Here is a 19733-nt window from a genome sequence, read left to right on the forward strand (position 1 = left end):
GTGACGGCGCGTGATCGCGAAGAAGATCCGCCGGCAAATTAAAAGGGCCCGCCACCTTACGGCAGCGGGCCCTGACATTTCCTGCTCTAGCGGCGCGAGATCAGCAGGCATAGCTGACGCAGATCGCGATCGTAGCTGCCCGAACTGGCCAGCACGTCGGCGCAGCGCTTCTTCATCCGCGCCACCTGGCTGTCGGACATGTCGGCGACGACGCCTGACAGGCTGGAATTTGACAGACTGCTGGGCGTTGCCCCACCAATGCCCGCGACGCCGGTGCCAACACCGACACCATTTTGACCGCCAACCGTGGCACCGAGCCCTGCTGTGCCGCCGCCGCTGCCGCCAATGCTTGCTCCGGCGCCCGCATTGGCACCAGTGCCGCCGCCGATCGATGCCCCGGCGCCGCCATTGACGCCATTGCCCCCGCCGACTGAAGCACCGGCGCCGGCATTGACACCGCCACTGCCGCCGACCGAAGCGCCGGCGCCAACGCCGATTCCGGCAGCGAGGGCCGGCATGCATAGAGCGGCCACGACTGCGCCGCCCGCGAGGATTGTGGAAAGTCTTTTCGTGATGCCAAACATGGCTGTCTCCTTGGGTTGTCTCGAACAACCGGACTTCAAAACCGGCTGTATCACCAACCCGAGCCTCTATCATTGGTTGCTAAAGTACGGTGAGCAACCAGCGGTATAGTTACCCGTGTACCGGCCAATTCAAGACAACTGGACAATTGGGGAGATGTTGATCGGAAATTGGCGCAGAGTTCTTCGCCTGGAAGCCTGAAAGCGGCCCCTGAGCGTCGACGTTACGAACGCGCTCCACAGCAGGAAGCCCGCCTGGGTGGCGGGCTTCCGACCGGCCGGAGGCCAGGAGAGTGCTATCAAAGCCTCACGGCTGGCTGTGCACTTCCACTCCTGGCGGTCTTGGCTTCAGCGGCGGGCGATCAGCAGGCAGAGCTGACGCAGGTCGCGATCATAGGTACCTTCGTTGCCGAGCACGTCGACGCAGCGCTTCTTCATGCGCGCCACCTGGCTGTTCGACATGTCGGCAACGATGCCCTGCAGCTTGGGATTGTTCGGATTGCTGGGGTTTGAGAGATTGCTCGGATTGCTACTCACGCCCACGCCGCTCGTGTCGCCAACATTGGCGTTGAGCCCGGCGGCGACGCCGGTCGAATCGCCGATATTGGCGCCCACCCCGGCATTGATGCCGTTGCTGTCGCCAACGGATGCACCGAGCCCGGCGGTAACGCCGCCCGTACCGCCGACATTGGCGCCGGCGCCGGCATTGATGCCGTTGCTGCCGCCGACGGAGGCGCCCAATCCGGCGCTGACGCCGCTCGAGCCGCCGATATTGGCCCCGGCTCCGGCATTGACGCCATTGCTGCCGCCGACATTGGCACCGGCTCCGGCATTGATGCCACCGCTGCCGCCGATGGAGGCACCGACGCCGGCATTGACGCCGCCGCTACCGCCAACCGAGGCACCGACACCGGCTGCGCTTGCCGGCATGGAAAGAACGAAGACTATTGCACTACCTGCCAACACACTGGCGACTGTTTTGATGGTAAAAGTCATAACACTCTCCTGTTGTCGTTGCGCTAAGGCAGCCGGCGCACAGCCGATTGCTGTCGCAACTACGCAACAGACGAGCTTCAGTTTCAAATCGACGGATGCCTGTGCAGTTAATGGTGAATATTTAAAAAATACAGAAACTATAAGAATAATAAAACTATACTACATATGTAGAAAATATTTTTCCTGCAACATATACATCACCGACATATTTGCAAATATATGAATAAAAACGATTTTTAAGGGCCGCCGACTCCCGGTTGCTGGCAGGCCTCTCTGCTTGGTGCATAGCGCGAAGATCGGACGTCAATCACCGATCAAAGGCATCGGATCCCAAAGGCCGTCAAACACTGATGGCCGTACCTGCCACCAACCTGGAGGGGTGACCAGCCCAGCAGCGACCTATGTCAAGGCAAACGATCCAGTTGGCGCTTTGGAAGCGCTGTTAGCCAATCCCAAGCCAGATGCCCTCAGAATATCCGGTAGAACAGCCTGTAGTGCACACGCTCCATGTAAGCGCGATACTCCGGCTCGGCGGCCAGCAGGGCCTCCTCGCGCAGGATACGATACAGCTGCAGATAGGTGATGACCGCATAGACCGCGAGGTTGTGGAAGGAAAAGGCCGAGAGCAGATAGAGCACATGGCCGGCAAGGTAGCCGGCATAGATCGGGTGCCGCACAATCCGGTAGGCGCCGCCCGTCATCACGCCGCGATTGCCGGGCAGGATGGCGAAGGAACGACCCAGCGATATCTTGCCCCAGATGACGAACAACAGCGCAACGACCTGCAGCGGCGCGGCGAAATAGACGGGAACAAGCGCAACGCCAGGCTGGAGGCTGATCAACGCAACCCCGAAACTGGCGGTCACGGAGACGATGACCGTAAGCGGATTCCAGTCACGCGTCACCGGGCGCCGCGACAGAAGCAGCCATGTGAAAGTGAGTATCTCGGAAATCGCCACCAACGCGGCGTTGAGCCGGGTCGGATCCTCTACGAGCTGATGTAGGCCGCGATAGACGAACAGCCCCGCACAGGCCAGCGCACAGACGCGAAAGAAGCCTTCGCGCAGGTCGACCAGCATGTCATGCCTTCGCGCGGCGGAGAAAAATCCACCCTCTTTGTTATGCGAAAACGCTTCACTTTTTGACGTGAGCAACGCGAGCACCCCGATGATCCCTCGAAGGGACCATTGCATGCAACCATTGCCGGGCGGTTAACCGGAGAGATCGCAATGGTATCAAACGGAGTGACGCCTCCGAAAGCATACGGGGGCAGGACGCCCCCGTACGCCAAGCCAACGGAGTAGGCCGGCCGCTACTGGTGATGCGTATCCAACCTCACCCCAAGTTCAGATTTGCGAAATACTTCGCGAAATCAGGGCGTTGCGCCAGAATCTTACCATCAGCATCGCGCAAGATGCCGGCGGTGAAGAGGTAGTCGCCGATCGCGTCCATCTTGGCCGGATCCATCGCGCCGATGGCGCCGTTCTCTGCGCGCAGATAGTGGCCGTCGATCAGCGCCTTCAGCGACGCCTCGATCAATGCCGGGTTGGTCAGGGCATCCTTGTTGGCGGCGATCAGCAGCGTGGCGGCTTCCCCGGGATGATCGACGGTGAACTGATAGCCGCGCCGCGTTGCCTGGATAAAAGCTGACGCCAGTGCCGGGTTTGCCTGGAGATACGCTTCGCTCGACGAGATCAGCGTCGTGTGTTCGTCGGGCACGCCGTAATCGGCATAGACGAAGCTGCGCTGCTTGATGCCTTTGAGTTCGGCCTCGACGCCCTCCCAGGTCGAGACCTCGAGCGTGAAGTCGACCGAACCGTTGGCCAGCGCTTCATAGGCGGATGTGCCGAGCGTCACCGTTTCGAAATTGCCCTTGCCGCCATCATGGCGGATGATGGTCGAGATCAGCGCGTTTTCCCAGGCGCTGCCGAAGCCGCCATAGGTCAGGCCGTCAAGATCTTTCGGGCTTTTGATCTGGCTGCGCGCCGCATTGAAGACCACGCGGCCGGTTTCCGACTGCACCACGGCATAGACGGCCTTCAGATCGGCACCGGCGGTCTTCTGGGTGAACAGGCTGATGGTGCCGTTGATGCCGAAATCGGCGACGCGGTTGGCGACCAGCGTGCCGGCGCCGGTATCGCTGTAGGGCAGAATGTCGACCTCCAAGCCGGCCTCGCGGTAAAACCCCTTGTCGCGTGCGACGAACAGCCCGATGTGGTTGGTGTTGACCGTCCAGTCCAGCGCGACGCTGACTTTTTGCGTGGCCGCGAAGGAGCGGTTCGATCCGGCGATCAGCGGAAATCCGCTGGCAAGGGTGAGCAGCAAGGCCTGCCGGCGCGTCAAGTCAGTCATGGTCATGTCCTTTGGATGGTTGCGGGTTGAGCAAAATGTCGAGAATCTCGGCCTCGAGTGCGCCGGCCTGCTGCGCGGCGGCGCCGGTTGGATCGCGGGGGCGCGGCAACGGCACTCCGATTTCACGCAGCACACGGGCCGGGCGCGCCGACAGCACATAGATGCGGTCGGACAGGAACACGGCCTCGCGCACATCATGGGTGATCAGCAGCGCGGTCCAGCGATGGTGCCGCCACATCTGCTCGAGCCAGCGCTGCATGGCCGCGCGGGTCAGCGCGTCGAGCGCGCCGAACGGCTCGTCGAGCAAAAGCATATCGCGCTCCTGCACCACCGTGCGCAGCAATGCCGCGCGCTGGCGCATGCCGCCCGAAAGCTGTGCCGGGAAATGCCGCTCGAAGCCGGCAAGCCCGAACTCGGCAAACAGCGGCGCGACACGCGCCCGCGCCGCTTTGCGTCTGACGCCTTGCACTTCGAGCCCGAGCGTCGCGTTGTCGAGGATGCGCCGCCACGGCATCAGCGCGTCGCGCTGCGGCATGAAGGCGAAATGCCTGCCATGGTCGTCGAGCGGCGCACCGTCGAACAACATCTCGCCCTCGCCATGCTCGGCACCCGTCAGGAGCTGGAACAGCGTCGACTTGCCGGCGCCCGACGGCCCAAGGATCGAGACGAATTCGCCGGCGCCGACGCTGAGCGAAATATCGGCGAGCACGTCGAGCCCGCCAAACGCTTTGTGCACATGCCGCAATTCGAGCCGGCTCATCCCTGCGCCCCCTTCCCTGCCGGCTGCCGGCCGGCCCGTTCCCAGGGCATGGCGAGGCGCTGCAAGAGCACCGTCAGCCCGAACAGGATCAGCGTGAGCGCGGCACTGACGCCGACAGCGGCCAGAACCAGATCGGGGCGGAAATTGTTCTTGGCGTTGAGCATGTAGATGCCCAGCCCCTTCGCCGCGCCGGCATATTCGGCGAAGATCGCGCCGACCACGGCATAGGTGATGGAGATCCTCAAGCCGGCGAAGAAGTAGGGCAGCGCCGAAGGCAGCCGCGCCAGCACGAAGACGCGCCAGCGCCCCGCCCCCATGGCGCGCAGCATCTGGCCGATCTCGACCTCGGTCGCCTCGTAGCCCTGTACCAGAGCCACCAGCATCGGGAAGAAGGTGACCAGCGCCACCAGCATGATCTTCGGCGCCAGCCCGAAGCCGAACCACAGCACCACCAGCGGCGCGATGGCCACCAGCGGCAAGGTCTGGCTGACGATGAAGACGGGAAACAGCGCGCGGCGCAGCGGCTGGAAGAAGTCGACCAACATCGACAGCGCGAAGGCGGCGCCGAGCGAGCAGGCAAAGCCGATCAGCGTGGCGCGGATGGTGGGAATGGCGTTGTCGATCAGCGCGTCGCGATTGAGCATCGCCTGTTCGAAGACGCGTGACGGCGCCGGCAGAATCGTCGGCTTGATGCCGGAATAGGTGGCGTAGATCTCCCACGTCACAAGGAGCAAGCCGACCGAGATGACGGCGGGTACGGCCTTGGCAAGGGAACCCACGAGCGGGCGTGACGCGACTGATGATGAGACCACGGGCATAACCTTTGACGGGGTCGCGCCGAAGCGCGGCCGGCTTAGACAGCCGACGGGCTGTTGGCCGAAACCGTGACGTCAAGGGTTACGTGGCCGGCGCCTGGCCCGAAGCGGCAGAAAGCCTCGTTCAGCGCCGAAAAGATCGCGCCCGTATCGCCGCGCAGCTTGGTGCAGAAATTCTTGGAGCGATCGTAGACGCCGGACTGTTTCAGGAAATCGATGCAGCCATAAATCTCGTCCATGTGGTCGCCGGCGCCCATCACATAGAGCGAGAATTGCGCCGCCGCCGGCTGGCCGGTGGCAGCAGCTTTGCGCACGGCGGTGATGGCGGCTTCCTTGCGTGGGCCGAGCGGCCCGACAGGTCCGCCAAACGCGTCGGAGCGGCAGATCGGATCGTCCGGCTCGCCCGGGCAGCCGCGCGAAATGGCCGCCGACAGCACGCAATGCTTGCCGCTCCGCGCCGCCGCCACGAACAGGTCGCGCAGCGCCGGGAACAACACTTCGGGCGGCCCGACCAGCAAGGTCGAGATGTCGTCGGTCTCGATCCTGAGCCTGTCCCGGTAGGGATCGAGCGCGCCGAGCGCGCCGAGGATGACGCCGACGAAATCGTCGGCCATGGGATATAGGGAAATCTGTGCGCCTGAAAACATAGCCCGCCTCGCTCCGCTGGTATTACCCAGATCAGCTTCTAGGGTCTGTGGGCTTTGCCGCCCCCGTCTCAGCCCCGACCGTACGGAGCACCCCTGTGGATGGGCGCGTTAAAGCACCATTCGAACCGAAGGGGAAGCCGTTTTTTCAGCGCACCGCGCCAAAAGCATTGCACCAGATCTGGGTAGCGGCGGTCGATCACTGGAGATCCGAGCAAGCCGGCTTCGCCCAACACCGTCGATCCGGCAGCAAGCACCACCTCCACCACACCGGGCGACATGAACTCCGATGCAAGCAAGTCATCGCCATAAACAAAGAAAGCCGCGGGGCATCCGCCCCGCGGCTTTCTTTGTTTCGACATCGCTTCCCAACGATGCGTTTCGCCAAACGTCAGGACGCGGCCTTCTCACGCACCGGCAGCTTCCAGCCCGGCCTGACGAAATGGCAGGTGTAGCCGTTAGGATATTTCTCCAGATAATCCTGATGCTCGGGCTCGGCTTCCCAGAAGGCACCGGCCGGCGCGACTTCGGTGACGACCTTGCCAGGCCACAGGCCGGAGGCATCGACATCGGCGATGGTGTCTTCGGCCACGTGCTTTTGCTCGTCGCTGGTATAGTAGATCGCCGAACGGTAGCTCATCCCGACATCGTTGCCCTGGCGGTTGCGCGTCGTCGGATCGTGGATCTGGAAAAAGCGCTCCAGCAGCGTGCGATAGCTGATCACGGCCGGATCGAAATTGATCTCGATGGCTTCGGCATGAGTGCCGTGATTGCGGTAGGTGGCGTTTGGCACATCGCCGCCGCTATAGCCGACACGGGTGGAGATGACGCCGGGATAGCGCCGTATCAGATCCTGCATGCCCCAGAAACAACCACCGGCAAGCACTGCGCGTTCGATCGAAGTCGCCATGTCACGTCTCCTCAAAAGGCAATTCCATTCGCGTAGCGGTTTCCCGTCCGGAATTGCGCAGACAAAATTGGATTTCCCAATAAATGGGCATTGTCGCCTGCTTCGTCCAGTCGCATGGAGACGAACGCAGCCATGCGCGAACGATATTACGACGCGGCTAAGGGATCGAACCGCTTCAATTACGCGGATGCCGGGTCCGGCTGTCGGCGTCAAGCGGCAGATACCGCGTGCCAGGCGGAATGGCGGCAAAGCTGATTGCCACAGGCGGCGCCGTGCGCGACCAGTTGAAAAGAACGGTCTTGACCGGCCGGTTGCCCAGCCATGTCCGCAACTGCGGCGGCACGCCATGCCCAGGCCAAACCATCAGCATGCCGTGGTCGCGCAAGCGCTGCCTGGTGATCCAGGGCGCGAACCGGGTATCGAGGTCGGTGAAGATCGACGGCTTGTCATAGGCATTGAGGCCCGCGAGCATGGCCAATTGGGTATCGCCGCCGACAATGTCGAGCCGGCCGGGCGCGGCCGCATGCCAAACCGCCTCGGCCTCGTCCGAGATCGGCTGCGCCGGCCAGCAGACGGCGTCGAGGCGCCCCCGCACATTGCAGCCCGTCCAGCGGAGGGTCGCATAGGCGCCCGACATGGTGACGATGCAGAGGAAGGCACAGATCGCCAGCCTTCGCATCTCGATGGCGCCGAGCCGGTGGCCGAGAAAGGCGAGCACCGTAACACCGACAAGATTGTACATCGGCGCCCCCCAGGACTCGCCGGTGCCGGTGAACAACGAGGCCACCATGATCAGGGTCGCCGGCCCAAGCCCCATCCACACGAGATAGACCAGAATGCCGCGTTCGACGGGAGCTTCGGGAGCGGGCGAGCGCCGCAGCAGCCCCGATATCGCCAGCACCAGGAGGAAGCCTGAGAGCCCGGCCAGTTGGACGCCGATATAGTAGAGGCGCGCGCGGTGTTCGGTTACCCACACGTCACGGTCGGCAAAATAGGTCAATGGCAAGAAGTCGATGCGGTAGAGCGCGATGGCCAGCGGCGCCGCAACGGCGAGAAAAACGGCAAGGCCGAGCCATGGCCAAGGCGTCGCCAGCCGGCTGCGCGCGCGCGCGTCGGACAGCAGCCATAGGGCGCCAAAGGCGAGCAGCAGGCCGGTGGAGAACTTGGCATAGAGCCCGACGCCCGACACCAGCCCAAGCGCCAGCCACCAGCCAGGCCCGCCACCACGGCCGGCGCGCCAAAGCAGCCAGCAGATGGCCGCCCAGAACGGCATCTGCGCATAGTCATGATTGAATTGCGGGGTCGGCCAGCCGAAGAAATAGACCGAGGGCATCAAAAGCACGGCAGCCAGCGCCCGGCGTTGCCCGAGTATGTCGCGGGCCAGCAGATAGACCAGGATGAAGGTCGACGAAATCGTCAGCTGGGCGAGCAGATATTGCGGCCAGTGGAACGATCCGGTCAGAAGATGGCTGGTTTCGAGAAGCCAGCCCGGAAGCTGCGGGTGCTTGTAGGTCAAAAGCACCCATTCGCGGCCCCACATGAAACCTTCCACGACATCGCCAGGCGGCGCGGGGTCGATCAGTGCCGGCACCACCGTCCAGCACAGGATCTGCACCAGGCACAGAAGCGCGAGCAAATACCAGGGATGGCGAAGCAGGCCGGGCCAGACCGATGACGAGTCGAGGCCGGTGGCAGTCAGCCCCGCCGGCGCCCAACCATCCATGGAGTCGTCTATTCCCACCATGCGGCGCTTAAACCACATCGTCCGGTTTGCCGAACAGCCCCAACCTCAAAGCTTACGAAAAAGTATACTTGCTGGCCATTGCAAGACCAAGATTGAGCGGGAGTTTCGGCGCTCCGTTGACTTCCCCCGGCAGAACAAGCCCGCCCATCTGATCCTGTCTGAACATCCCGGATATTCGATGCGTCACCAGCATGCCGTCATCCACCACCGCGCGCTCGACTTCTGGCTGGCGCGTGCGGCCGTCCTCGTCATCATCTGTCTGCAGCTCCTGGTGATCAACGATCTTTCGTTTGGCCCCCGCTGGCTGGCGCCGGCGCTCGAGGCCACCCTGCTCGTGCCTCTGTCCGTCGCCACCGCCTGGACACAGGTCGCCACCCTGAAAGCGATCGAGGAAGAGCACTGGTACCTGGTCGGCCGGTTTCGCGTCATGATCCGCAGGACGGCGCTGGTGATGACCGGCGTCGTCAGCGTCATGAATTGCGGTTCACTGGTGTTCCTGGTGCGCGCGCTGCTGGCAGGCCATGCCGGCTCCAGCGGCCAGACGCTGCTGATCGACGCGCTCAATATCTGGGTCACCAATGTCATCGTCTTTGCCCTGTGGTTCTGGAGCACCGACCGCGGCGGGCCGCCGACCTGCGGCCTCGTCAAACGCGCCCAATCCGATTTCCTGTTCCCGCAAATGACCTTGAACGACCGCGAGATCCGCGACTGGCTGCCTGGCTTCGTCGACTATTTCTTCCTCGCTTTCACCAATGCGACGGCGTTTTCGCCGACCGACACCTTGCCGCTCTCCCAGCGCGCCAAGCTTTTGATGATGGCCGAGGCGATGATCTCGCTGCTGACGATCGCACTGGTCGCGGCCCGTGCCGTCAACATCCTCGCCTAAGGTGCGTTGAGATTCAGGCATGAAAACAAAAACCTAAAGCGCGTCGCCCGAATCCGTTCAAAACGCGATGCGCGTTAGGCCCAGAAACGCAAAATAGCCCGCCCAACGAGCGGGCTATTGGATGGTCTGCGACGGTCTCGAAGCTGGAGCGGACGGACGATCCCCTCAATCCGCGCCGAGGTCGCGTTCGAACACCACCTGGTCGCGCAGCGGAATGCCATTCACAGCCGAGCCTTCGGGGTAACCGGTCGACGGCCCGAACGCATCCTGCACGATGCGAAACATCCGAAAGCCCTGTCTCTGGTAAAATCGCAGATTGCCGATATCGGCCGCCGCGGTCGAAACGATCAGGCGCCGGCCGTAGCGCTCTCGACAGCGGGTGATTGCCGCCGCGACGAGGGCACGCCCCAACCCCTCGCTCTGCCTTGCCGGACGGACCGCCAGGCTCTTGAGTTCGAAGACCCCGCCCTCGCCTGTCTCGATGAGCTGCACATGGCCGACGATCCTGTTTCCATCCCGCGCGACCAGCACCTCGCCCTTGTCGATATAGCCGGAAACCTGCGTGGGAGAATCGTCGGCAAGGGTAACCAGCGGCAGCAATATTTCGCGGTCCCCGTCATATCGTTCAATCTGCATCCGTAAGCCCAGGCTGGATTAATGCCGCCGCGAGTTCGGCAGCCTTGCTCCGGGATATAGCAGCGGCCGGTCAGGCGCCACAAACGCAAAAAGCCCGCCCCGGCGTGAGCCGAGGCGGGCTTTGGGTCGATCGAGCCGGCCGGTACGGATTTTCGACGCCGGGCAAGCCTGGAGCTATTCCTCGGAAGCTGCTCTGAACTTCCGCACGATCACTTCGAACAAAATATCCGAAATCCACATCGCAGACACGCCGATCAGGAAGGCGGCGGCAAGCGTCCGAAGGGCAATTGGTGGTGGCTTCACCTCGATCGAACGTCGGTTGCTCCTCGCCTGGATGCCTTCGCAGTCAGGACTGCATGTGAAGAATACTGGCCGTCGATCGCGCCCCGCCGCGTGCAATCTGTCATTCAAACCAGCCAAACGTAACGCTAACCACCAAGACCGCGATCAAGATTGAGAGCGGCACCGCCATGAACAGCCCAGCTTCTAAAAATCGGGTTTCCTTGTCACTGAACATTAGGCCTGCCTCATTAAGCTTCGCTCAGATAGAAGCTGCGAAGCCTGTTTCAGTTCCGAATGCCGGCGCCCTGCGATCCACGAGCGATCTGGCTAAACATGGTTGCCTGGAGAGCGAAATCAGTTCGGTTTCCCCAATGATGCCGGCCATCTATTTTGCAATGATACGGGAGGCCAGCGCATCATTCGATTGGTGCTCCATTCCGCCCTAACCAGGGCGCGGGGGGCTTCCGAAGCAAATTAGCGCGCCCAAATGCTGGTGTTCCCGGAGACGCGACAAGGCCCCAATACGAAAAGCCCGCCGGCCGGAGCCAGCGCGCCTTGCCCTTCCTTCGTTCGCATGTTTCGCTGATATGAGCAGGGGTGCATCATCTTCGCCAGTCGGCGCTGCCATCCTCAAGGCCCTGCCGGTCAGGCCCAGTGGCCTTCCGCTGCCAGTCCCCTCTAGCAACCAAGCCGCTGGGCCGCAGGTGACGTGATTTGCGCCTCATATGCGGCATGAAGGCGCCGAACAGAAGGTGTTGCTCGATGCTCCGGACTGACAATGGCGCGGCGCTCAGGCTTTCAGATTTTGCCGATCCTAACGACGCAGTGATTGCCGCAATCGAACTCTATGGGCCGGAAGCGCAGACCGCAGCGGCCTATTGTGCCATGGAAGCACACTTCGCCGGGCGACTGGCCGATTTCCGCCTCTGGTGCGAAGTCTTTCGCGTCTTCAAAACCAGATTCCATTGAGAGGCACATATATCTGGGCCTAAGGCCGCCCCGGCCATCAGCGCGTTCGCGCCGCGCAGCCTGCCGGGAAGATAACGAAGCAACCATCCGCGGCCTTTCAGTCCTCCGTCGCTGGCCTGAACTTCCGCACGATCACCTCGAACAGAATATCCGATATCCACATGGCGCAGACGCCGATGAGAAAAGCAGCCGCCAGCGTCGTGGTGTCGTCATTGGCCAGCGGCAGGCCCGTGGCGCGGGAATATTGGACCACGGGCAGCGTCAGATAGGCGGCGGCGAGTGCGCCGCAGATCGGCGACGCCACCATCTCTCGCAGCTTGTAGCGGTGGCGCGACAAAGCACGCAGGACACCGCCGGCCAGACCGGCGACGACGACCGGTCCCTTGATGCCGAGCAGGTCGAAGACATCGTGCATCATTTCATCGCCCTCGCGATGAGGAAGCCGAAGACCGATCCGGCGCCGAAAATGACCAGCCCGGCAAGCAGCATGGCCGAGTCCAGCGGAAGTGCGACAACGGTCATGGCTTCCACCCGCACAGTTTCTCGCCCTTGCGGTTGTGCGCCAGCAGCGTCTTGACCTCGGCGTCCGACAGCGCATCGACCGCGGCCGCCGACAGGCGCAGCGGGCTGGACACCGCGCAGAACCCGCCCTTGGCGGCCGTGCAGCCGACCATCGCGGCCAGGACGGACACAAGCATCAATCCCTTGCCCATGATTTGAGCTCCTTTCGCGCGGTGGCGGCCGGCAGCGCGCCGACATCGTTCTGGACCTGGTCGGCGATATCGTGCGCCGCGGCCTCGGCGGCGGCCTGCCGGGCACGTTCGCTGCGTTCGCCGGCAAGCCGCTGGCGAACACCCCAGCCGAGCGTCGCGAGGATGGCCGCACCGATGCCGAGAAGGGTCGGATTGCCAAGCAGGAAGGACAGCAGCGCGCTCATCGGTTTGGCTCATCCTTGACCAGATAGCCGATGGCGAAGACGGCGATCGGCAGAAGCGTCGCCCATGTCTCGGCGTCGTACCAGGAAGGCCAGATGTTGCGCACGAAGACGCCGGAGACCGACACGACCGCGGCGGCGATGGTCGCGGCCGTCAGCTTGTTGGTCGGGCGGATGGTCGGTTGGGTGATGGTGGCCATGGTCAGAAGATCCCTTGCAGGGCGACGGCAATGTGGTGCCAGGCGGCGTAGACGAGGAGCAGGCAGGCGGCGATGACACCCCCTGCCCCGGCGGCAACCGGAATTACCGAACCGCTCGGTGCCGGCGACGCCGGCTCGGCCGCCGGCGCGTTGCCGTCGGCCGTTTCAACCTCGGGCGGTTGCGGGACCGGTCGCGGAAGCGGCTCGGGCATCGCAGGCTTTACGGGCGCCGGCACTGTCGCCCGGTCCGACATCAGCAGGGCCTGAGCCCGCACCGACCTGACCCGATCCGACCAGCCGCGCCCGAACGTCGCCCATGTCGGCAATCGCTTGAGAAACGCCAGCCGCGCATCGCAAAGCTGGTCGATGACGACGCCAGCCGGCCTTGCCCTGGCCGCCGCGAGCGTCGCCGGGCCGATGCGCCCGTCCTGCGGGACGCCGACGCTTGCCTGCAGGTATTTGGCCGCCCTGCCCGGTCCGCTGTTCACCGCGAAGTCGAACACGGCATAGTCGACGCCATCCGGCAGTTCGGCGCCGAGCACGGCGTCCCAATAGAAGCGCCGGTAGACGGTCGCGACCTGGTCATCGCCGATCTTGCGCAGATCGGCCTTGCTGGCATCGGCCTTCACATAGCGGCGGAAGTTGGCCAGGGTGACACCCTTCATCGTGGCGCCGCCCGGATCGGCCGGATTGTCCGACCAGCCGCCCTCGGATTTCAGGACGAGCGCAAGCGCCCGCGCAAAGTTGCGGTCCATTAGATGCCTCTTTAGTTCTGGAGAAGAATTTGCGTTTTGCCGTTGGCGCGCCTAAAGCATCCAGGAAGCAACGGAGTGGTTCATGCTTAAGCAACTGGCCTTGTCGATACCGCCAATCCGTCGGCTATGGAACGATCGCTTGGCCCTCATCGAAGAGCGCGACAACCTTGCAAGGGAGCGCACTTGGTTGACGGCGCAGCGGAACCGGTTAATCGGCCAGGTTAGCGAACTGACGAAGCCCGCACCGAAAAACAAGCCCCCAGTGCCAGAGCCAAATGAAGATTCCCCCACCAAGACAATTACTTTAGGTGGCAAGGGGGTCGTTATCTGCGGCAGTCCCAAGGACGCCTATTTCAAACAGCTGAATGGCAAAGCCTTCGACGGCTCTTTTTTGGGGCGTGTCGTGCGAGAGAGACTTAGCACTGATGCCACCGTTTTCGATGTCGGAGCGAATATTGGTGTCACCACCGCCTTGTTTGCTCAACATGTCGGAAATGGACATGTCGTCAGCTTCGAACCGTCGCCGGTCGCCTTCAGCTACCTAGAAGCCACGATAGGCGCCAACCATTTTGTCAATGCCATGCCCGTGAACGTGGCTCTTGGCGCCTCGGCCGGCAAGCTGCCTTTTTCCGACGATCCTCAGTCGGCTACGGCGAGCCATTTGAACTTCGAAGGCTCGCTGGGTGAAGCATCGCATACCGTCCTGGTCGAGCGCCTCGATGCCATCGCTGCTCAGTACGCGCCCGATAGGCTCGATTTCATCAAGATCGACGTCGAAGGCTACGAAAAGGGTGTGATCGAAGGTGGGATGGCAACCATCAAAGCCAGACAGCCGCTGGTCCTACTCGAATTCAACACCTTCACGCTGCTGGCCTACGGCAACGAAAACCCAAGAGCCTTTCTCGAGTATCTGCAGGGCATTTTCACCGACATTCAATATCTGATCAACGGCGAGGTGAAGCACGCCAATACAAAGAACGAGACGCTTCATTTCATCCATGCAAATCTGATCAGCCATCACAGCGTATCCGATCTACTTTGCATCCCTTAGTGCGCCATTTTTTCTGGCGGCCGGCGCACCACGTGACACCTATCTGCGTCGCGTTCGTTTTGCCGGCCGGGCCAATGGTAGAACGTATTGGTTTCAGTAGAAGCGTGACCGCGGTTTGCGCTTTACGACATCAGACGCTTCAGTTTCGACGCAGAGGATCGCAATAGCTGCATTGCCGAAGACGGTCGCCGCCAATTGAGTGCTAGCGTCGTCGCCCCTGCCGCACCTATCCCCCACCGCTTTTCGTCGGCATACGCTTCCAACTCCCTGAAAAAGCTGGCGTCATAGAAGCGGAAACTCTCAGGTTTGCGAAACGCCTTAACACCGGCGTTAAGGCGCCATTCTACACCGTTTTGCTTGCTGACGGCCACATGGTGCTCGGTGTCAATGACATGATTTAGACGCTCTTCATCCGGCACCTCGCCTGGTGCAAAAAAGGGAATGGCCGAACGCAGGACACCGTGAGCGTCTGAGACAAAATCCTCGTACCTCACAAGAAGGCGCTCGGTCGGGAACTGTGCGTCCACCCACTTCGCCATGAACGCTGCCCAGCCCTCGGCTTTGTAACGAGCAAAGGCCCGGAAACTTTCGACGGTGTCCTCGCCGACATCGCCGTCGTCTCTCAGATAGAGCTCGAAGTCAGAGATTGTAGCGGGCGTAAGCGCGCGGTATTGACTAGATAAGGAACGCCCTCGACAATACGTCCAGACAGTTCGAAGTCGTGGTATTTTGTGAAATTGACACCAGGCTGAGTGCAAGGGAAAGTGTGGCAGCAGGCCGGGTCGTCCCGGTAGAAGAAGCAATACCTGAAGCTCTCGCCGAAATAATTTTGGACAAGCCGCTCCATAAGATGATGGCCGCTGCGTGGCCAGCTTACGCCAGCGACATACCTCTTTCCCACCATGAGCCCTCGAACAATCGCCTTATAAATTCGGTCTAACCTGCGAGGTGGCAGGTGTCTACCGGCTATCGGAAGTGGTCCAAGCCTTTATCTGAATTGCGGAGTGGTGGCAGCCGTGCTTAACGTGGGCCATGATCTACGCCGACATCAGCGAATTTGTTTCAAACCCTATTGGAACCGGCATCCAGCGCACTATTCGCGCAATTTTCCGTCATTGGTCAGACGGCTTAACGGCATGCTATTTCGACAAAGCGATGGACAGTTTGCGGGTCTTGGCGCCTGATGCGTTGGCGGCAGTCCTTGACAATTCAAGTGCGACCACTGCCGAAAAGGCTCAGCGGGCAGCACAGGCTATCGCTGCCAATCCTGGAGCACCAATCGGCGAAGAGGCCTATGTCCTGATTCCTGAACTGTTTTGGGACCATACGCGCTGCGCATTCTATAGGCAGCGCATTGCGCGCCATCCGTCGCGCTCGTTCGCTATCGTCTACGACCTTTTCCCATGGCTGCACCCCAAGGACTTCGGCATCGCTGACAAGACGCCATTCGAGCCGTATTTCAACCTGGTGTTTTCGATGGCCTACACCGCCCACATCAGCCAGGAGACTAAGCAAGGATACGAGATCGCCGGCCAGCTAAGGCGGCCCTGGCCGCTGCCGATCCTTCATCTTGGCGCCGATGGGCTTTCCGTTGAGAAACAAATTTTCCACCCGAGTCGAAAAACCTTCGTCTGCCTCGGATCGATCGAAGCGCGAAAGCGCCAAAGCGATGTCCTGATGGCCTTCGAAGATCTGTGGGACGAAGGCGTCGAAGTCGACTTAGTGTTTGTAGGCAAGTTGGTGGATCACGGTAACGCATCCCTCGGACCGACGATCGAGGCCGCCAAAGACAGGTATCCTCAGTTCTCACACTATCCGGCCGCCTCAGATGACCAGTTGGCACAGATCCTTTCCACCGCTCGCGCTACCATTTTAGCCAGCACCCTCGAAGGTTATGGCATCCCGCCAGTTGAAAGCCTTTACGCCGGCATCCCCGTGATCGTAAGCGACGTCATGCCAAGCACGAGACGACTGCAACCCTTGGGTCAAATTCGAGTCGAGCCCAAACGCCCCGATCAGATCGCGGCGGCGGCAAGAAAAATGCTGGACGATGATGAAGCCCGCAGACTTTGGGCTGAAGCGGCAAGCATCCCACTGCCAACATGGCGCGACACCGCCCGACAGGTACGGGAATGGGCCACACACATCGAGATAGTTCATTCTGCAATTGATCGCGACCTAGCCCGCCGCGATCCTATCCCCAAGTCAATGCCCCTAGCTGACATCAAGCCGATCGATCTCAACAATGACCCTAGCTTACAGGCCGAAAGCGCGCGTTGGCTCCGCGAGGTGGCAACGTAGCGACGCTAATGTACCATCTTTCTGGCGGTCAACGTGCCGGTATAGGTGATCGCGACCGCCTCGTTTGGTTCAAGTTGAATACAAAGCGGAACATTGGCGCCCAGCGCGGCCGGCAGTATCGACACGCCACCTTGCGTGGCCGCTGTGATTGATGTGGTCGCTGAAGTGTAAACTGTCTCCGGCGACGCGCCAGCCGTATAGGTATAGGGGGAAGCTCCTGGGGTGATGCCTGCCGCGCCAACCGGGTTGTAGCCCGCATTTCGTTCGATGCGCGTGCTGCCTAGCCAAGCTCCAGCTATCTTGTTCGTACAACTCACAAACGAGTTGTCGTAAATCATCGCGTCTGTCGGTGTGCCGTCCGAGAAAATGCCGTACAACAGACCACCAAGGCGGTTGCCTTGAAGGCGTGCGCGAACAACACCGAAATTCAATGAAAACCCGGCAGCGGTACCAGGACCGTTGATGGTGTTGTTGACGAAGTTACAATCAGCGATCACCGCACCAGTGAGTGTAACCCCGCTCGAAGCATTGTTAAGCATAAAGCAGTTTGCAAAATTGACATTTGTCACTGAGGCGCTTGCGCCAGGTGCCATCTGCACTCCGTGAGTTCCTGAAGTGCTGAACCAGCACTGTACGAAATCGCAGCCCGTGATCGTGCCCGTGCCCGTGGGGGTAATGGAAAGACCCGCGCCCAAAGAGGTATCGAACCAGCAATTGGTAAAGCGGCAATAGGCAACGGATTGGCCAGCAGCCGGTGCGATTTGCGCGCCATTGGTCCCAGCGAGAAACTGACAATTGGTGAAGCTATAGTCCCCTCCGTTGTCGATATAGAGACAGGCAAATGGATGGGCTGCACCGTTCCACACCACGATCATATTGGCTATCTCAACTGCAACACCGCCGTGGAGCCGGATACCAATGCTGGAGGCGCTAGCTGTGCTAATGTTGCCGTTGGCCACGAAGATTGTTGAAACAGCCGCCGAGAGAAAGATTCCTTGGAATGCTCCGGTCATGTTGAAGTTTGTAATCGAAACGACGTTGGCCGAAATATTGAAATAGCTGCCCGCCGTTCGGGTGATGTTGGTCCCGAAGGAAATCCGATCCAGAGTGAACGAGCCGTTCGAAACAGTCAGAAGATCGGCAGTCGCCGAGGTCGTGGTGAGCGTGACCTTGGCTTTGCTTTCTCCGAGCCAGCAAGCAAACGATGATGGTGTGATCGCGGCAGAGACCAGATAGTTGCCCTTTGGGAAATAGAGAGCTTTGCCCAAGGCTGCTGCAGCAGCGTCGGCCGCGACGATGCCCGCGCGGCTGTCTGAAACGCCCGTAGGATCGACGCCTGTGAAATCGAGAACAGATATCCTCTCCCGGGCGCGGTCCTGCATCGCACGCGCCAATGAGCCAGCCCCACCTTGGGTGTAAGACACGTCAGCACCATCGATTGCGGCTATGGGCACATAGGCCGTATTACCGGCATTCCGCTTAAGGAAGGTGTTGGCGACCGGTGCCGGAAGATTGATCGCAGCCGCCGACGCGGCCGCGGCCGAAGCCGAGCCGGCGGCGGCGGTCGCTGAATTCCCCGCATTGGTCGCGGATGTCGCCGCGCTCGATGCCGAGCCGGCCGCCGCCGTGACCGCATTGCCGGCGTTCGTCGCGCTGGTGGCGGCGGCGGATGCCGAGCCCGACGCGGCGGTGGCCGAGTTGCCGGCATTCGTTGCGGAGGTCGCGGCATTGGTCGCGCTCGTCGATGCGGCAGTGGCCGATCCGGCGGCGGCGGAAGCACTGCCGGCCGCGGCCGTCGCCGCCGCCTGCGCATCGCCCAACGCGTTGTCGGACAAATAGAGCGACAGCGTGATGTTGTCGGTGCCGATCACCGGCTCATCGGTCTGGAATGAAAAAACCTTGGCGGCATTGGTCGATCCGGCCTGGGTGTGGACCGTGGTGCCCTTCTGCATCGTGCGCGAGGTCCGCGCGTCGGCGGCCCGGAACCAAGCCCCTGTGCTTGCGGTGTAAATGCCGTTTTGGGTGGCGTTCGTCTGGTTCTTGACCAGCACGCGGTCACCGACTTCCGTCAGCACGCCGTCAATCGTCTGGAGGCCGGATAGAGTAATATTGATCGTGGTCGCCAGGCGCACGGGTTCGCGCTCACCGGTCAACAGGCGAACGGCGGCAGTTGCAGGTCGGGCCATAAGGCTTGCTCCATGAAAAAGCCCCGCTGAAGCGAGGCTTGAGGATTTCGGGTCGGATGGGTGGACGGGACGGGCGCGCCAACTAACTTGGCCAGCGGCTATCGTTTATTTCCGGTTTTCTCGTCCTGAAAGCGCTCGTGCCTCGACTGGCGTCTCGCCTGAGTCACCGGGTGATGCTTACGGTGACAGTGCACTATTCCCCCATATCTCCGCCCGGTGGTTCACTCCAGCGATATTGGGGACGATTGATTAAAATGGACTGGACTGCACCCCATGGGTGAGACACGGCAATTTCTGTGACAGGTTATCCTGGAGGATGACCCATGGCGTGCAGTCCAGCACTGTCACCGTAATTCACCGTCACCGTAATTCGTTGACGCCTCGCACCAAATCGGCCAGAAAAGAGCATTCAATTATCGAAATTTTCATCGACGAACATCTCGGAAAATTTCTGAGGCGAAAGCGTTACGTTGTTGTCCCGAGCGATTTCGAGGTTTCTTGCCCATAGCCCCCGGATTTCGGCCGGTATTTCCTCGGAAAAATGAACCGATGCGGCAATTGCACCTTGCCAGTGTCCATCGCCACCGTAGAGAGCGTGCAGTTTGGGAGCTATCGCCTTCAAGGATTTATCCACTTCTTCCGGCAACTCCCCAATTACCCATAGAACATAGAATTCCAAGAGTTTAAGCAACGGCTTTCCGTCATAGCGCGGATTATTTTCCATTCTATCT

General features: G+C 61.3%; 22 protein-coding genes and 1 riboswitch. Of the genes, 4 read left to right on the top strand and 18 right to left on the bottom strand.

The features are described 5' to 3' along the window. Window positions 1-86: 86 nt before the first annotated feature. The 9 genes from HB778_RS02060 to HB778_RS02105 all read right to left on the bottom strand — a co-directional run bounded on the left by HB778_RS02060 (window position 87) and on the right by HB778_RS02105 (window position 8781). Complete coding sequence (locus HB778_RS02060) at window positions 87-584, bottom strand: hypothetical protein (RefSeq protein WP_183461070.1); 498 nt, start codon at window positions 582-584, stop codon at window positions 87-89. A 345-nt stretch (window positions 585-929) separates the two neighbouring features. After that, window positions 930-1577 (bottom strand): hypothetical protein, encoded by a 648-nt coding sequence (locus HB778_RS02065; protein WP_183461072.1) that lies wholly within the window; start codon window positions 1575-1577, stop codon window positions 930-932. Window positions 1578-2044: 467 nt separating this feature from the next. Next, the gene (locus HB778_RS02070) at window positions 2045-2656 is read right to left on the bottom strand and encodes a methyltransferase family protein (RefSeq protein ID WP_244661764.1); all 612 of its coding nucleotides are present in this window, start codon (window positions 2654-2656) and stop codon (window positions 2045-2047) included. Between the two features lie 256 nt (window positions 2657-2912). Next, window positions 2913-3929 (bottom strand): ABC transporter substrate-binding protein, encoded by a 1017-nt coding sequence (locus HB778_RS02075; RefSeq protein ID WP_183461075.1) that lies wholly within the window; start codon window positions 3927-3929, stop codon window positions 2913-2915. Continuing rightward, the gene (locus HB778_RS02080; RefSeq protein ID WP_183461077.1) at window positions 3922-4689 is read right to left on the bottom strand and encodes an ABC transporter ATP-binding protein; all 768 of its coding nucleotides are present in this window, start codon (window positions 4687-4689) and stop codon (window positions 3922-3924) included. The genes HB778_RS02075 and HB778_RS02080 overlap by 8 nt, the downstream gene beginning before the upstream one ends. Further along, complete coding sequence (locus tag HB778_RS02085) at window positions 4686-5507, bottom strand: ABC transporter permease (RefSeq protein ID WP_183461079.1); 822 nt, start codon at window positions 5505-5507, stop codon at window positions 4686-4688. The genes HB778_RS02080 and HB778_RS02085 overlap by 4 nt, the downstream gene beginning before the upstream one ends. A 35-nt stretch (window positions 5508-5542) precedes the next feature. After that, window positions 5543-6151 (bottom strand): Ykof family thiamine-binding protein, encoded by a 609-nt coding sequence (locus tag HB778_RS02090; RefSeq protein WP_183461081.1) that lies wholly within the window; start codon window positions 6149-6151, stop codon window positions 5543-5545. Further along, window positions 6142-6256: riboswitch (TPP riboswitch) on the bottom strand. Its footprint overlaps the gene before it by 10 nt. A 283-nt stretch (window positions 6257-6539) precedes the next feature. Next, window positions 6540-7058 (bottom strand): peptide-methionine (S)-S-oxide reductase MsrA, encoded by a 519-nt coding sequence (msrA, locus tag HB778_RS02100; RefSeq protein ID WP_183461084.1) that lies wholly within the window; start codon window positions 7056-7058, stop codon window positions 6540-6542. A gap of 175 nt (window positions 7059-7233) precedes the next feature. Then, entirely contained in the window at window positions 7234-8781 is a 1548-nt protein-coding gene (locus HB778_RS02105) for a glycosyltransferase family 39 protein (RefSeq protein ID WP_244661765.1), read from the bottom strand. Between the two features lie 199 nt (window positions 8782-8980). On the opposite strand from HB778_RS02105, the gene HB778_RS02110 reads away from it, so the two are divergent. Next, a complete protein-coding gene (locus tag HB778_RS02110; RefSeq protein ID WP_183461087.1) occupies window positions 8981-9688 on the top strand; it encodes a hypothetical protein in 708 nt (235 codons plus the stop codon). 165 nt (window positions 9689-9853) lie between these two features. Here HB778_RS02110 and HB778_RS02115 read toward each other — a convergent pair whose 3' ends face one another. Further along, window positions 9854-10324 carry a GNAT family N-acetyltransferase gene (locus HB778_RS02115; protein ID WP_183461089.1) on the bottom strand — a complete coding sequence of 157 codons (471 nt, stop codon included), beginning with the start codon at window positions 10322-10324 and terminating at the stop codon, window positions 9854-9856. A gap of 1014 nt (window positions 10325-11338) precedes the next feature. Here HB778_RS02115 and HB778_RS02120 point away from each other — a divergent pair. Then, complete coding sequence (locus HB778_RS02120) at window positions 11339-11575, top strand: hypothetical protein (RefSeq protein ID WP_244661766.1); 237 nt, start codon at window positions 11339-11341, stop codon at window positions 11573-11575. A gap of 97 nt (window positions 11576-11672) precedes the next feature. Here the strand turns inward: HB778_RS02120 and HB778_RS02125 are convergent, their stop codons facing one another. From HB778_RS02125 to HB778_RS02145, 5 genes are all read right to left on the bottom strand, one after another. Next, window positions 11673-11990: a hypothetical protein gene (locus HB778_RS02125; RefSeq protein WP_095203902.1), complete on the bottom strand. Its 318-nt coding sequence runs from the start codon at window positions 11988-11990 to the stop codon at window positions 11673-11675. Between the two features lie 103 nt (window positions 11991-12093). Continuing rightward, window positions 12094-12288 (bottom strand): hypothetical protein, encoded by a 195-nt coding sequence (locus HB778_RS02130; protein WP_183461091.1) that lies wholly within the window; start codon window positions 12286-12288, stop codon window positions 12094-12096. Beyond that, window positions 12273-12512: an ABC transporter permease gene (locus tag HB778_RS02135; RefSeq protein WP_183461093.1), complete on the bottom strand. Its 240-nt coding sequence runs from the start codon at window positions 12510-12512 to the stop codon at window positions 12273-12275. The genes HB778_RS02130 and HB778_RS02135 overlap by 16 nt, the downstream gene beginning before the upstream one ends. After that, window positions 12509-12709, bottom strand: a complete 201-nt coding sequence (locus HB778_RS02140) for a hypothetical protein (protein WP_095203858.1) — start codon at window positions 12707-12709, stop codon at window positions 12509-12511. The genes HB778_RS02135 and HB778_RS02140 overlap by 4 nt, the downstream gene beginning before the upstream one ends. Window positions 12710-12711: 2 nt before the next feature. Next, window positions 12712-13464, bottom strand: a complete 753-nt coding sequence (locus HB778_RS02145; protein WP_244661767.1) for a glycoside hydrolase family 108 protein — start codon at window positions 13462-13464, stop codon at window positions 12712-12714. Window positions 13465-13546: 82 nt separating this feature from the next. Between HB778_RS02145 and HB778_RS02150 the strand changes: the two genes are divergently transcribed. Further along, window positions 13547-14515 carry an FkbM family methyltransferase gene (locus HB778_RS02150; RefSeq protein ID WP_183461095.1) on the top strand — a complete coding sequence of 323 codons (969 nt, stop codon included), beginning with the start codon at window positions 13547-13549 and terminating at the stop codon, window positions 14513-14515. A gap of 122 nt (window positions 14516-14637) precedes the next feature. On the opposite strand, the gene HB778_RS02155 is transcribed toward HB778_RS02150, so the two are convergent. After that, entirely contained in the window at window positions 14638-15054 is a 417-nt protein-coding gene (locus HB778_RS02155; RefSeq protein WP_183461097.1) for a hypothetical protein, read from the bottom strand. A gap of 493 nt (window positions 15055-15547) precedes the next feature. Here HB778_RS02155 and HB778_RS02160 point away from each other — a divergent pair, with 493 nt between their 5' ends. After that, the gene (locus HB778_RS02160; protein WP_183461099.1) at window positions 15548-16816 is read left to right on the top strand and encodes a glycosyltransferase; all 1269 of its coding nucleotides are present in this window, start codon (window positions 15548-15550) and stop codon (window positions 16814-16816) included. 5 nt (window positions 16817-16821) lie between these two features. Here HB778_RS02160 and HB778_RS02165 read toward each other — a convergent pair whose 3' ends face one another. Together HB778_RS02165 and HB778_RS02170 are read right to left on the bottom strand one after the other, a co-directional pair. Next, a complete protein-coding gene (locus tag HB778_RS02165) occupies window positions 16822-19002 on the bottom strand; it encodes a glycosyl hydrolase family 28-related protein (RefSeq protein ID WP_183461101.1) in 2181 nt (726 codons plus the stop codon). A 409-nt stretch (window positions 19003-19411) separates the two neighbouring features. Continuing rightward, window positions 19412-19726: a hypothetical protein gene (locus tag HB778_RS02170; RefSeq protein WP_183461103.1), complete on the bottom strand. Its 315-nt coding sequence runs from the start codon at window positions 19724-19726 to the stop codon at window positions 19412-19414. Window positions 19727-19733: the final 7 nt, after the last annotated feature.

It is taken from the genome of Mesorhizobium huakuii (assembly GCF_014189455.1).
Classification (GTDB): Bacteria; Pseudomonadota; Alphaproteobacteria; order Rhizobiales; family Rhizobiaceae; genus Mesorhizobium; species Mesorhizobium huakuii_A.

Bases quoted from the DNA above. Each gene is read 5' to 3' on its own strand.
- HB778_RS02060 (WP_183461070.1), bottom strand. From the start codon at position 584: ATGTTTGGCATCACGAAAAGACTTTCCACAATCCTCGCGGGCGGCGCA.
- HB778_RS02065 (WP_183461072.1), bottom strand. From the start codon at position 1,577: ATGACTTTTACCATCAAAACAGTCGCCAGTGTGTTGGCAGGTAGTGCA.
- HB778_RS02070 (WP_244661764.1), bottom strand. From the start codon at position 2,656: ATGCTGGTCGACCTGCGCGAAGGCTTCTTTCGCGTCTGTGCGCTGGCC.
- HB778_RS02075 (WP_183461075.1), bottom strand. From the start codon at position 3,929: ATGACTGACTTGACGCGCCGGCAGGCCTTGCTGCTCACCCTTGCCAGC.
- HB778_RS02080 (WP_183461077.1), bottom strand. From the start codon at position 4,689: ATGAGCCGGCTCGAATTGCGGCATGTGCACAAAGCGTTTGGCGGGCTC.
- HB778_RS02085 (WP_183461079.1), bottom strand. From the start codon at position 5,507: ATGCCCGTGGTCTCATCATCAGTCGCGTCACGCCCGCTCGTGGGTTCC.
- HB778_RS02090 (WP_183461081.1), bottom strand. From the start codon at position 6,151: ATGTTTTCAGGCGCACAGATTTCCCTATATCCCATGGCCGACGATTTC.
- msrA (WP_183461084.1), bottom strand. From the start codon at position 7,058: ATGGCGACTTCGATCGAACGCGCAGTGCTTGCCGGTGGTTGTTTCTGG.
- HB778_RS02105 (WP_244661765.1), bottom strand. From the start codon at position 8,781: ATGGATGGTTGGGCGCCGGCGGGGCTGACTGCCACCGGCCTCGACTCG.
- HB778_RS02110 (WP_183461087.1), top strand. From the start codon at position 8,981: ATGCGTCACCAGCATGCCGTCATCCACCACCGCGCGCTCGACTTCTGG.
- HB778_RS02115 (WP_183461089.1), bottom strand. From the start codon at position 10,324: ATGCAGATTGAACGATATGACGGGGACCGCGAAATATTGCTGCCGCTG.
- HB778_RS02120 (WP_244661766.1), top strand. From the start codon at position 11,339: ATGAAGGCGCCGAACAGAAGGTGTTGCTCGATGCTCCGGACTGACAAT.
- HB778_RS02125 (WP_095203902.1), bottom strand. From the start codon at position 11,990: ATGCACGATGTCTTCGACCTGCTCGGCATCAAGGGACCGGTCGTCGTC.
- HB778_RS02130 (WP_183461091.1), bottom strand. From the start codon at position 12,288: ATGGGCAAGGGATTGATGCTTGTGTCCGTCCTGGCCGCGATGGTCGGC.
- HB778_RS02135 (WP_183461093.1), bottom strand. From the start codon at position 12,512: ATGAGCGCGCTGCTGTCCTTCCTGCTTGGCAATCCGACCCTTCTCGGC.
- HB778_RS02140 (WP_095203858.1), bottom strand. From the start codon at position 12,709: ATGGCCACCATCACCCAACCGACCATCCGCCCGACCAACAAGCTGACG.
- HB778_RS02145 (WP_244661767.1), bottom strand. From the start codon at position 13,464: ATGGACCGCAACTTTGCGCGGGCGCTTGCGCTCGTCCTGAAATCCGAG.
- HB778_RS02150 (WP_183461095.1), top strand. From the start codon at position 13,547: ATGCTTAAGCAACTGGCCTTGTCGATACCGCCAATCCGTCGGCTATGG.
- HB778_RS02155 (WP_183461097.1), bottom strand. From the start codon at position 15,054: ATGGCGAAGTGGGTGGACGCACAGTTCCCGACCGAGCGCCTTCTTGTG.
- HB778_RS02160 (WP_183461099.1), top strand. From the start codon at position 15,548: ATGATCTACGCCGACATCAGCGAATTTGTTTCAAACCCTATTGGAACC.
- HB778_RS02165 (WP_183461101.1), bottom strand. From the start codon at position 19,002: ATGGCCCGACCTGCAACTGCCGCCGTTCGCCTGTTGACCGGTGAGCGC.
- HB778_RS02170 (WP_183461103.1), bottom strand. From the start codon at position 19,726: ATGGAAAATAATCCGCGCTATGACGGAAAGCCGTTGCTTAAACTCTTG.